Origin of the sequence: Streptomyces sp. NPDC058955, assembly GCF_042741435.1 — a bacterium.
Taxonomy (GTDB): Bacteria; Actinomycetota; Actinomycetes; order Streptomycetales; family Streptomycetaceae; genus Streptomyces.
Map to the genome: position 1 here is coordinate 1 of NZ_JBHYKM010000186.1, position 9945 is coordinate 9945.

Sequence of the window (9945 nt, forward strand, 5' to 3'; positions counted from 1 at the left end):
CGTTCCTGTTTCCAGGCCCTCCGGGCGCTTCCTTCGTTTCCGACTCTATCAGATCTTTCCGATCCGATTTCCTCGGTGCTTTCCGGTCCCGAATTTTTTTCTCGGGGCCTTCCGGCGCGTCCACTACTTTAACCGATTTCCCCGGCGGCTCATAATCGAGCCTTTCGAAACGAATTTCGGCATGCCGAAATAAGCCCCGGGGGGATTCGTCGCATTGAAGTGGATGGCCGCTCTCGGGGTGCTTGAACAAGCACCACCGTCTCAAGCGGCTCGGGCTACATTACGCGTCGGCTCGGGCCGGGTCAAGTCGGCGCTTCCGGGGCGTGTGGGGACGGTACGGACTCACCGTGGGGTCCTCGGCGATCCAGAAGCGCCAGGGGTGCGGGGCACCGTCGCCGCCGACGCCGGTGCGCGGGCCCGTACGGATGAGGGAGGGGGCCGGCGGGGTGCCGGTGAGGACCGCGAGGGGGGCGTCCGGGCCGGCGCAGACGTCGGTGCCGTTGAGGGAGCCGGGGACGTCCAGGGCGGTGGCCAGGCGGGCTGGGCCCTTCGCCAGTTCCTCGTCCTTGCGGGCCGAGCGGCGGCGGGGGCGGGCCAGTTCCGCGCCACGCCGGATCTCGCCCGCTCGGAGCAGTACCCCGCTGGCCTCGCCCTCGGGGCCGCACACCAGGTTCAGGCAGTGCCACATGCCGTAGGTGAAGTAGACGTACGCGTGTCCGGGTGGGCCGAACATGACGGCGTTCCGGGCCGTGCGGCCGCGGAAGGCGTGCGAGCCCGGGTCGATCGCGCCGGCGTACGCCTCCACCTCGGTGAGGCGCAGCTCGATGCGTCCCTCGTCGGTCGTGCGCACGAGGGTGCGGCCGAGGAGGTCCGGGGCGACCTCCAGGACGGGGCGGTCGAAGAAGCTCCGCGGGAGCGGCGTACGGTCGGGGCTCTCGCTCATGGCGTCCGAGCGTAACGGGGAGGGCCTCGGAACCCGCTACGGTCGTCGCGCGTATGTAGGGGACAGGACCCGAGAAGGAGAGAGTGACATGGGATTCAAGAAGCTGCTGGCCAGCCTTGGTGCCGGTGGGGCGACCGTGGAGACGGTGCTCACCGAGGAGAACGTGGTCCCGGGCGGCGTCGTCCAGGGCGAGGTCCGGATCCAGGGCGGCAGCGTCGACCAGCAGATCGAGGGCCTGTCCGTCGGTCTCCAGGCGCGCGTCGAGGTCGAGGGCGGCGACCAGGAGCACAAGCAGGACGTCGAGTTCGTGAAGGTGCGCCTCGGTGGCGCCTTCGAGGTCAAGGCCGGCGCGACGCACACGGTGCCGTTCGGGATCGAGATCCCGTGGGAGACCCCGATCAACACCATCGGCGGGCAGCGTCTGCACGGCATGGACATCGGCGTGTCGACCGAGCTGGAGATCGCGCGCGCGGTCGACTCGGGCGACCTCGACCCGATCAACGTGCACCCGCTGCCGGCGCAGCAGGCGATCCTCGACGCCTTCATCCAGCTGGGCTTCCGCTTCAAGAGCGCGGACATGGAGCGCGGTCACATCCGCGGCACGCGCCAGCGGCTGCCCTTCTACCAGGAGATCGAGTTCTTCGCGCCGCAGCAGTACCGCGGCCTGAACCAGGTCGAGGTCAGCTTCGTCGCGGACGACCGCGAGATGGACGTCGTCCTGGAGATGGACAAGAAGCCGGGCCTCTTCACCGAGGGCAGCGACTCCTTCCGGGCGTTCAAGGTGGGTCTGAACGACTTCCAGGGCACCGACTGGAACGCTTACCTCAACCAGTGGCTCGCCGAGGTCGGCGGCCGTCGCAACTGGATGTAGTACGGACGATCCGGAGGTTTCGACATGTCCGAGGGACAGCGGGCGCCGCTCCCCCACGCCTTCCATCCGCCGGTGGCGGAGTTCGCCGTGGCGAGCGACGACGTGGCGCCCGGCGGGGTGCTGAAGGACGCTCAGGTGTACGCGGCGGGGAACGTCTCCCCCCAGCTGAGCTGGGAGGGGTTCCCGGCGGAGACCAAGAGCTTCGCCGTGACCTGCTTCGATCCGGACGCGCCGACGGGCAGCGGGTTCTGGCACTGGGTGCTGTTCGACATCCCGGCGTCGGTGACCGAGCTGCCCGCCGGGGCCGGTTCGGGTTCCTTCGAGGGGCTGCCGGCCGGGGCGGTGCACGCGCGGAACGACTACGGGGCGAAGGAGTTCGGCGGGGCGGCCCCGCCGGCCGGCGACCCGGCCCACCGCTATGTGTTCACCGTGTACGCGGTGGACACCGAGAAGCTGGGGCCGGACGCGGACACCTCGCCGGCCGCCGTCGGGTTCAACCTGCGGTTCCACACGCTGGGCCGGGCCCAGTTGATCGGTGAGTACGCGGCTCCCGCCGCAGGCTGATCGTTCGTTTGTTGTTTGCCCGCTTCTGGTCTTGGAGAGATCAGAAGCGGGCATCTTTTGTTGCGCACGAAATTGCGTTGTCCGACCCCGGCCGGCCCGGCCATCGTTTGATCCAAGCCCGGAAGCCTCAGGTGGGGGCTGGGCCGGCACAACGGGAGGTGGGCACAATGCGGGACACGCTGGTACTGAACGCGAGCTTCGAGCCGCTGTCGACGGTGACACTCAACCGTGCGGTGGTGCTTGTCCTGCAGGACAAGGCCGTCGTGGAGCAGTCCCACCCCGACCTGCGGGTGCGTGCCGCCGCCGTCGACCTTCCGGTGCCGCGGGTGATCAGGCTCTGCCGCTTCGTCCGGGTGCCGTTCCGAAGACAGGCACCGTGGTCGAGGAGGGGGGTGCTGGTCAGGGACCAGCACCGGTGCGCGTACTGCGGGAGGCGCGCGACGACCGTGGACCATGTGGTGCCGCGGGCGCAGGGGGGCGGGGACAGTTGGCTGAATACGGTCGCTTCCTGTGCGGAGGACAACCACCGCAAGGCGGACCGGACTCCGGAGCAGGCGGGGATGCCGCTGCTCTTCGAGCCTTTCGAGCCGACGCCGGCGGACGCGATGCTGCTGGCGATGCGGGCCGGTGAGCGGTCGGCGCTGCCGGACTGGCTGGCGCGTACCGCCGCCTGATCCGTACGAGGGTGAGGGCCCGCCCCGGTCGGGGGCGGGCCCCTTCGTCATTTCAGGGTGAGCTGGAGGATCGCGACGAGGCCGACGGCGATGATGACGCCGCGCAGGACGGCGGGCTTGAGGCGACGGCCGACCTTGGCGCCGATCTGGCCGCCGAGGGTGGAGCCGACGGCGATGAGGAGGACGGCGGTCCAGTCGAACTCGGCGACGAAGAGGAAGAAGACGGCGGCGACGCCGTTGACGAGGGCGCCGAGGATGTTCTTGACCGCGTTGATCCGCTGGAGGTCGTCGTGGAGGAGCAGGCCCATGAGGGAGAGGTAGAGGACGCCCTGGGCGGCGCCGAAGTAGCCGCCGTACATGCTGGCGAGGGTGAGGCCGACGAGGAGGGCGGGGCCGCCGTCGGGGTGGGCCTCGTTGCCGGTCTCCTCGCGGCGGCGCTGGACGGCGGCGGCGATGCGGGGCTGGAAGAGGACGAGGATCAGGGCCAGTCCGATGAGGACGGGGACGATCGCGTCGAACGCCTTGGAGGGCAGGGCGAGGAGCAGGATCGCGCCGATGAGTCCGCCGACGAGGGCGGCGGCGCCGAGGCGGAGCACCCGGCGGGTCTGGCCCTTGAGTTCGCGGCGGTAGCCGATGGCTCCGCTGATGGATCCGGGGACGAGGCCGAGGGCGTTGGAGACGTTCGCGGTGATCGGGGGCAGTCCGGTCGCGAGGAGGACCGGGAACGTGATGAGCGTCCCCGATCCCACGATGGTGTTGATGGCGCCGGCGCCGATGCCGGCGGCGAAGACCGCCAGCATTTCCCAGATGGACAAAGCCGTTTCCTCACATGGTCAGTGGCTCGCCTCCCCGCCCTGCGTGCGGCGAGGGTCGAGGGGCTCGCACCGATCATGCCCGGGATTACGTGTACGTGTCAGCAGTTGATCAGTCGACGGTGGGTTCTTCACGCCTCGCGGACGGGACGTCCTTGGTGAAGGACGGGGCGCCCGGGCCCATGTTCCCGAGGGCGCCGGAGAGCCCCTTGAGGGCGTCGCCGATCTCGCTGGGCACGATCCAGAGCTTGTTGGCGTCGCCCTCGGCGATCTTCGGGAGCATCTGGAGGTACTGGTACGAGAGGAGCTTCTGGTCCGGGTCGCCGGCGTGGATGGCCTCGAAGACGGTGCGGACGGCCTGGGCCTCGCCCTCGGCCTTGAGGGCGGCGGCCTTGGCCTCGCCCTCGGCGCGGAGGATCGCGGACTGCTTCTCGCCCTCGGCGCGGAGGATCTCGGACTGGCGGACGCCCTCGGCCTGGAGGATGGCGGCGCGCTTGTCGCGGTCGGCGCGCATCTGCTTCTCCATCGAGTCCTGGATGGAGGTCGGGGGCTCGATGGCCTTGAGCTCGACGCGGTTGACGCGGATGCCCCACTTGCCGGTGGCCTCGTCGAGGACGCCGCGGAGGGCGGCGTTGATGTCCTCGCGGGAGGTGAGGGTCCGCTCCAGGTCCATGCCGCCGATGATGTTGCGCAGCGTGGTGACGGTGAGCTGCTCGATGGCCTGGATGTAGCTGGCGACCTCGTAGGTCGCGGCCCGGGCGTCGGTCACCTGGTAGTAGATGACGGTGTCGATGTTGACGACCAGGTTGTCCTGGGTGATCACCGGCTGGGGCGGGAAGGGGACGACCTGCTCGCGGAGGTCGATGCGGTTGCGGATCGTGTCGATGAACGGGACGACGATGTTGAGGCCGGCGTTGAGGGTGCGGGTGTAGCGGCCGAAGCGCTCCACGATCGCGGCGCTGGCCTGGGGGATGACCTGGATCGTCTTGATCAGGGCGATGAAGACGAGCACCACCAGAATGATCAGGACGATGATGACTGCTGACATCGTGTTCCCGTGCCCTTCGCTGCCGGTTGTCTGCCGGGTTTCTCTCGGGTTTCTCTTCCGAAGATCGAGTTTCCCAGACGCCCGGACGTCATGGGTGGGCTTCGGTCAGATGACGACGGCGGTGGCCCCCTCGATCTCGACGACGTCGACCTCCTCGCCCGGTTCGAAGACGCGGGTGGCGTCGAGGGAACGGGCGGACCAGATCTCGCCGGCGAGCTTGATGCGGCCGCCCTCGGCGTCGACCCGTTCCACGACGCGGGCCTGACGGCCCTTCAGGGCGTCGATGCCGGTGGCGAGGGCGGGGGCGCCAGCGCGGTGGCGGGCGGCGATCGGGCGGACGACGGCGATGAGGGCGACGGAGACGACGGCGAAGACGATCACCTGGGCGACGACGCCGAAGCCGAGGGCGGCGGTGACCGCGCCCGCGACCGCGCCGACGGCGAACATGCCGAACTCCGGCATCGCGGTGAGGACGAGGGGAATGCCGAGCCCCACCGCGCCGATCAGCCACCAGGTCCATGCGTCGATGTCCACACGGTCATGGTAGGGCGGGTGGGGCCTCGTGGGACAGGGCGCGGTGCTGCGGTGCCGTGGCTGTGCGGGTCACGGCGGCTCACGGCCCTGCGGGGCGGGGCTACTTGAGGGGCAGGCCCTGGGCGGTCCAGCGGTCGCCGACGCGCTCGACGACGAGCGGGAGGCCGAAACAGCGGGAGAGGTTGCGGGAGTTGAGCTCGGTCTCCATGGGACCGGCGGCCAGCACCTTGCCCTGACGGATCATCAGGACGTGGGTGAAGCCGGGGGCGATCTCCTCGACGTGGTGGGTGACCATGATCATGGAGGGGGCGTACGGGTCCCGGGCCAGGCGGCCGAGGCGGCGGACCAGGTCCTCGCGGCCGCCGAGGTCGAGGCCGGCGGCGGGCTCGTCGAGGAGGAGGAGCTCGGGGTCGGTCATCATCGCGCGGGCGATCAGGGTGCGCTTGCGCTCGCCCTCGGAGAGGGTGCCGAACTTCCGGTCCAGGTAGTCGTTCATCCCGAGGCGGTCGAGGAAGGCGCGGGCGCGGGCCTCGTCGACCGGGTCGTAGTCCTCGTGCCAGGTGGCGGTCATGCCGTACGCGGCGGTGAGGACGGTCTGCAGGACCGTCTGGCGCTTGGGCAGCTTCTCCGCCATCGCGATGCCGGCCATGCCGATGCGGGGGCGCAGCTCGAAGACGTCGACGCCGCCGAGGCGCTCGCCGAGGATGGTGGCGGTGCCGGTGGTGGGGTAGAGATAGCTGGAGGCGACGTTGAGGAGGGTGGTCTTGCCGGCGCCGTTGGGGCCGAGGATGACCCAGCGCTCTCCTTCCTTGACCGACCAGGAGACCCCGTCCACCAGAGCGCGTCCGTCGCGGACCACGGATACGTCCACCAGCTCCAGTACATCGCTCATGAGCGCGTTGTCTCCCCTTGCCGTCGAGTCGTGTCGGCTCGTGTCGTCGCCTTGGGCCGCGGGCGCGGCGTCCACGGGAAAACCTACGTCATCGGCGAGGCGGGCCGGTCCCTAGGGCGTCGTTCGGGTCCCTACTCTGGGGGGATGCTTTCGGAACCACGTTCAGGACGCCTGGCCGCCTGGGGCAATGCCCTGCTGGCCGGGGCGGTGTCGCCGGACGACGCGGCGCTGGCGATTGTCGGGGAGGACTCGGTGCACCGCGTGGCGGGGCTGCCGGGTGAGGCGGGTCCGGTGGGGCTGACGCTGGCGCTGGGGCGGCTGCGGCGGCTCGGGGTGACCGGCTGGCGGGTGGCGCTGCCGGCGCCGGGGCATCCGCTGGGGCTGAGCGGTCCGCCGGACTTCAACGCGCGCGCGTTGGAGGCGGAGGAGGCGGTGGTCGGGTACGGGGCGCCGTACGGGCTCGTTCCGGAGGTCTCGGAGGCGGGGCCCCGGGGGGACGTGCACGTGGAGGTGGTCTGGCACTGCCTGACCGTCCGGGAGGCGCCGCCGGCCGACGTGCCGTCGCTGAGCGAGGCGGAGCGGGAGCTGGCGGAGGCGCTGCGGGACGCGACGGCCGCGCTGACGCGGCTGGACGTGGCGGCGTCGGGCCCGGCGGCGGAGGCGGCCCGGGACGCGTACCGGGCACGCGCGGAGGCGGGCCGCGAGCTGCTGGCCCCCGGCTACCCGCCGCGTGCCGTCCGGGTCCTAGAGCTGGCCCAGCGCATCGGCCTGATGGTCGACCTGGCGTACGGCAACGGCCACGGCGGCGCGGTGACCGCGTCCGAGATGGCGGCGCGGGGGGCGGTGCTGCGGCCGGTGGAACGGGTGGCGCGGCGGGCGCAGGTCGCGGCGTACAACGCGTGGGTGGAGGAACGGGAGCGGGGACGGGGGTACTGACCCCATCCCTGCGGTCGGCGGGCTCCGCTCGCTTGCCGGTGGTACTCCCGCGGGGCGCCGGCTGTCGGCTCGGGGGCGGGGCCTTCCCCGGTGCGGGGCGCTCGGGGCGGCGGACGGAGTCCGGCGGGGCGGGCCGAAGCCCTGGGGGGAGAGGCTGGCGGCGTGGGGGGGGGGCTGGTCCCGTGGTGCGGGGGTGGTGTGGGTGCCGGTCTCGGCGTGGGGCGCCTTCGGGCGGCGGGGCGGGGTCTTGTGGGGTTTGGGCTTCGGGTGGGTATGGCGACGGCCCCCGGAGGGAGGGTTCCGGGGGCCGTCGGTGGGTGGCGGGTCAGCCGTTGTAGGCGCCGTTGCCGAAGGCGGGGTTGAGCAGGCCGATCACGTTGACCGTGTTGCCGGAGACGTTCACGGGAACGTGGACCGGGACCTGCACCAGGTTGCCGGAGGCGACACCCGGGGAGTTGAGGGCCTTGCCGTCGGCCTCGGCGCCGTGGGCGGAGGCGACACCGGCACCGGCGGCGACGATGCCACCGGCGACCATGGTGAGGGCAGCGGCCTTCTTGAGGTTCTTCACTTGGTACTTCCTCCTGGTCATCGCTGCGGCCGGTCCGCCGCAGCACGCCATGGAGAACGCCGCCCGCCCTTCCGGGTTGCGCCGAACGGGGGATGTACACCCGACGGTATGACCTTCTGAACGGGCGTGCGCCCCGGCGCGTGAACGGAGCGTTTCAGGTGGTGAGGCCGTGGCGGACCGCCCAGAGCGCCGCCTGGGTGCGGTCGGCCAGGTCCAGTTTCATCAGGATGTTCGAGACGTGGGTCTTCACCGTCTTCTCGGAGAGGACCAGGGCGCGGGCGATCTCGCGGTTGGAGCGGCCGTCGGCGATCAGGCCCAGGACCTCGCGCTCGCGCTCCGTGAGGGTGGTGCCGCGTCCCGTACCGCCCTGGGGGTCGTCCTGGGCGAGGAGGGCGCCGGCGACCTCGGGCTGGAGCAGGACGTGGCCGGCGTGGACGGAGCGGATCGCGCCGGCGAGGGCGTCCGGGTCGACGTCCTTGTAGACGTATCCGGAGGCGCCGGCGCGCAGGGCGGGGACGACCGTGCGCTGCTCGGTGAAGCTGGTGACGATGAGGACCTTCGCCGGGTTGGCGAGGGCGCGGAGCCGCTTGAGGGCCTCGATGCCGTCGGTGCCGGGCATCTTGACGTCCATGAGGACGACGTCGGGGCGCAGCTCCTCGGCGCGGGCGACGCCCTCGGCGCCGTCGGCCGCCTCGCCGACGACCTCTATGTCGTCCTGGACCTCCAGGAAGGTGCGCAGGCCGCGGCGGACGACCTGGTGGTCGTCGACCAGGAGCACGCGGATGGGCTTGTCAGCCACCGGGGACCTCCATCTCGATCGTGGTGCCCTCGCCGGGGGCGGAGGTCACGGTGAGGGCGCCGCCGACTCCGGCGGCGCGGTCGCGCATGGACACCAGGCCGAGGTGGCGGCCGGCGCGGCGGACCGTCCTCGGGTCGAAGCCGCGGCCGTCGTCGGCGACGGTGAGCCGCGCGCCCTGGCCGTTCCGGGTGAGGGTGACGGCGACGCGGGCCGCGTCGGCGTGCCGCAGCGCGTTGTGCAGGGCTTCCTGGGCGACCCGGAGGACGGCCTCCTCCTGGGTGGCGGGCAGGGCGCGGATGCCGGGGCTGTCGAAGACGACCGTGGCGGTGTGGGCGCGGTCGAGGACCTGGACCTGGGTACGGAGGGTGTGGACGAGACCGTCCTCGTCGAGGGCTGCCGGGCGGAGCTCGACGACGGCGGCGCGCAGCTCGTCGGCGGCCTCGGCGGCGAGCGCGGCGACCTGCTGGAGCTCGCCCTTGGCGCGGGCCGGGTCGCGGTCGACGAGCGCGGCGGCGGCCTGGGCGGTGAGCCGGAGGGAGAAGAGCTTCTGGCTGACGGCGTCGTGCAGCTCGTGGGCGAGCCGGGAGCGCTCCTCGGCGATGGTCAGCTCGCGGCTGCGCTCGTAGAGGCGGGCGTTGGTGAGGGCGATGGCGGCGTGCTGGGCGAGGATCCCGAGGAGTTCCTCGTCCTCTGCGGTGAAGCCGCAGCTTCCCTCGGGCTTGGGGCAGCGCTTGTTGGCGAGGAACAGGGCGCCCAGGGTCTCGTCGCCGTCGCGGATGGGCAGGCCGAGGAAGTCGGAGAGCTCGGGGTGGGCGTCGGGCCAGCCGCCGAAGCGGGGGTCCTCGCGGACGTCGGCGAGCCGCTCGGGCTCGGCCTTGTGGAGCATCGCGGCGAGGACGCCGTGCTGGCGGGGCAGGGGGCCGATGGCCTTCCACTGTTCTTCGGAGACGCCGTCGACGACGAACTGGGCGAAGCCGCCGTGGTCGTCCGGGACGCCCAGCGCCGCGTACTCGGCGTCGAGCAGCTCGCGGGCGGAGGCCACGATCGTCTTGAGGACGTCGCGGACCTCCATCTGCCGGCTCATCGCCAGCAGCGCGGTGCTCACGGCGGCGAGGCCGGAACTCGATCGGTGGCTCATGGCTTCACCGTACCGGCGAGGTGTGACGGTCCGTATGGGCCTGTGGACGGCGGTGCACCGGGTCGCGGGACCTAGGGCCTGTCTCTTGGATCCGTCCGTGAGATCGTCGTGCTCGTGATCGAGTCTTGGGTGATCAATGACGACAGCCCTGTCCCTGTGCCGTCGG

12 protein-coding genes are annotated in these 9945 nt (G+C 71.6%); 4 read left to right on the forward strand and 8 right to left on the reverse strand.

The genetic code is table 11. The annotated features are described in order from the left end of the window. Window positions 1–280 precede the first annotated feature (280 nt). Window positions 281–943 carry a DNA-3-methyladenine glycosylase gene (locus tag ACFW1I_RS36790; protein WP_384678212.1) on the reverse strand — a complete coding sequence of 221 codons (663 nt, stop codon included), beginning with the start codon at window positions 941–943 and terminating at the stop codon, window positions 281–283. An 88-nt stretch (window positions 944–1031) separates the two neighbouring features. Here ACFW1I_RS36790 and ACFW1I_RS36795 point away from each other — a divergent pair, with 88 nt between their 5' ends. The 3 genes from ACFW1I_RS36795 (at window position 1032) to ACFW1I_RS36805 (ending at window position 3052) form a co-directional block, all read left to right on the forward strand. Further along, window positions 1032–1814: a sporulation protein gene (locus ACFW1I_RS36795; RefSeq protein ID WP_384678214.1), complete on the forward strand. Its 783-nt coding sequence runs from the start codon at window positions 1032–1034 to the stop codon at window positions 1812–1814. 24 nt (window positions 1815–1838) lie between these two features. Next, a complete protein-coding gene (locus tag ACFW1I_RS36800) occupies window positions 1839–2378 on the forward strand; it encodes a YbhB/YbcL family Raf kinase inhibitor-like protein (RefSeq protein WP_384678216.1) in 540 nt (179 codons plus the stop codon). Window positions 2379–2545: 167 nt separating this feature from the next. Continuing rightward, entirely contained in the window at window positions 2546–3052 is a 507-nt protein-coding gene (locus ACFW1I_RS36805; RefSeq protein ID WP_384678218.1) for an HNH endonuclease, read from the forward strand. Between the two features lie 47 nt (window positions 3053–3099). Here ACFW1I_RS36805 and ACFW1I_RS36810 read toward each other — a convergent pair whose 3' ends face one another. From ACFW1I_RS36810 to ACFW1I_RS36825, 4 genes are all read right to left on the reverse strand, one after another. After that, window positions 3100–3852, reverse strand: coding sequence for a sulfite exporter TauE/SafE family protein (locus tag ACFW1I_RS36810; protein WP_384678231.1), 753 nt, complete (start codon window positions 3850–3852; stop codon window positions 3100–3102). Between the two features lie 124 nt (window positions 3853–3976). Further along, complete coding sequence (locus tag ACFW1I_RS36815) at window positions 3977–4912, reverse strand: SPFH domain-containing protein (RefSeq protein WP_031015614.1); 936 nt, start codon at window positions 4910–4912, stop codon at window positions 3977–3979. A gap of 105 nt (window positions 4913–5017) precedes the next feature. Continuing rightward, window positions 5018–5446: an NfeD family protein gene (locus tag ACFW1I_RS36820; protein ID WP_384678220.1), complete on the reverse strand. Its 429-nt coding sequence runs from the start codon at window positions 5444–5446 to the stop codon at window positions 5018–5020. Window positions 5447–5546: 100 nt separating this feature from the next. Continuing rightward, a complete protein-coding gene (locus ACFW1I_RS36825) occupies window positions 5547–6338 on the reverse strand; it encodes an ABC transporter ATP-binding protein (RefSeq protein ID WP_384678222.1) in 792 nt (263 codons plus the stop codon). 144 nt (window positions 6339–6482) lie between these two features. On the opposite strand from ACFW1I_RS36825, the gene ACFW1I_RS36830 reads away from it, so the two are divergent. Next, window positions 6483–7274, forward strand: coding sequence for a hypothetical protein (locus tag ACFW1I_RS36830; protein ID WP_384678225.1), 792 nt, complete (start codon window positions 6483–6485; stop codon window positions 7272–7274). Window positions 7275–7599: 325 nt separating this feature from the next. Here ACFW1I_RS36830 and ACFW1I_RS36835 read toward each other — a convergent pair whose 3' ends face one another. The 3 genes from ACFW1I_RS36835 to ACFW1I_RS36845 all read right to left on the reverse strand — a co-directional run bounded on the left by ACFW1I_RS36835 (window position 7600) and on the right by ACFW1I_RS36845 (window position 9779). After that, window positions 7600–7842 (reverse strand): chaplin, encoded by a 243-nt coding sequence (locus ACFW1I_RS36835; protein ID WP_384678227.1) that lies wholly within the window; start codon window positions 7840–7842, stop codon window positions 7600–7602. Between the two features lie 154 nt (window positions 7843–7996). After that, window positions 7997–8641, reverse strand: coding sequence for a response regulator transcription factor (locus tag ACFW1I_RS36840; protein ID WP_351842104.1), 645 nt, complete (start codon window positions 8639–8641; stop codon window positions 7997–7999). Then, the gene (locus ACFW1I_RS36845) at window positions 8634–9779 is read right to left on the reverse strand and encodes a GAF domain-containing sensor histidine kinase (protein ID WP_384678229.1); all 1146 of its coding nucleotides are present in this window, start codon (window positions 9777–9779) and stop codon (window positions 8634–8636) included. The genes ACFW1I_RS36840 and ACFW1I_RS36845 overlap by 8 nt, the downstream gene beginning before the upstream one ends. Between the last annotated feature and the right edge of the window lie 166 nt (window positions 9780–9945).

Coding starts and splice junctions, on each gene's coding strand:
- ACFW1I_RS36845 (WP_384678229.1), bottom strand. CDS start 9,779: ATGAGCCACCGATCGAGTTCCGGCCTCGCCGCCGTGAGCACCGCGCTG.
- ACFW1I_RS36795 (WP_384678214.1), top strand. CDS start 1,032: ATGGGATTCAAGAAGCTGCTGGCCAGCCTTGGTGCCGGTGGGGCGACC.
- ACFW1I_RS36800 (WP_384678216.1), top strand. CDS start 1,839: ATGTCCGAGGGACAGCGGGCGCCGCTCCCCCACGCCTTCCATCCGCCG.
- ACFW1I_RS36815 (WP_031015614.1), bottom strand. CDS start 4,912: ATGTCAGCAGTCATCATCGTCCTGATCATTCTGGTGGTGCTCGTCTTC.
- ACFW1I_RS36830 (WP_384678225.1), top strand. CDS start 6,483: ATGCTTTCGGAACCACGTTCAGGACGCCTGGCCGCCTGGGGCAATGCC.
- ACFW1I_RS36790 (WP_384678212.1), bottom strand. CDS start 943: ATGAGCGAGAGCCCCGACCGTACGCCGCTCCCGCGGAGCTTCTTCGAC.
- ACFW1I_RS36805 (WP_384678218.1), top strand. CDS start 2,546: ATGCGGGACACGCTGGTACTGAACGCGAGCTTCGAGCCGCTGTCGACG.
- ACFW1I_RS36825 (WP_384678222.1), bottom strand. CDS start 6,338: ATGAGCGATGTACTGGAGCTGGTGGACGTATCCGTGGTCCGCGACGGA.
- ACFW1I_RS36810 (WP_384678231.1), bottom strand. CDS start 3,852: ATGCTGGCGGTCTTCGCCGCCGGCATCGGCGCCGGCGCCATCAACACC.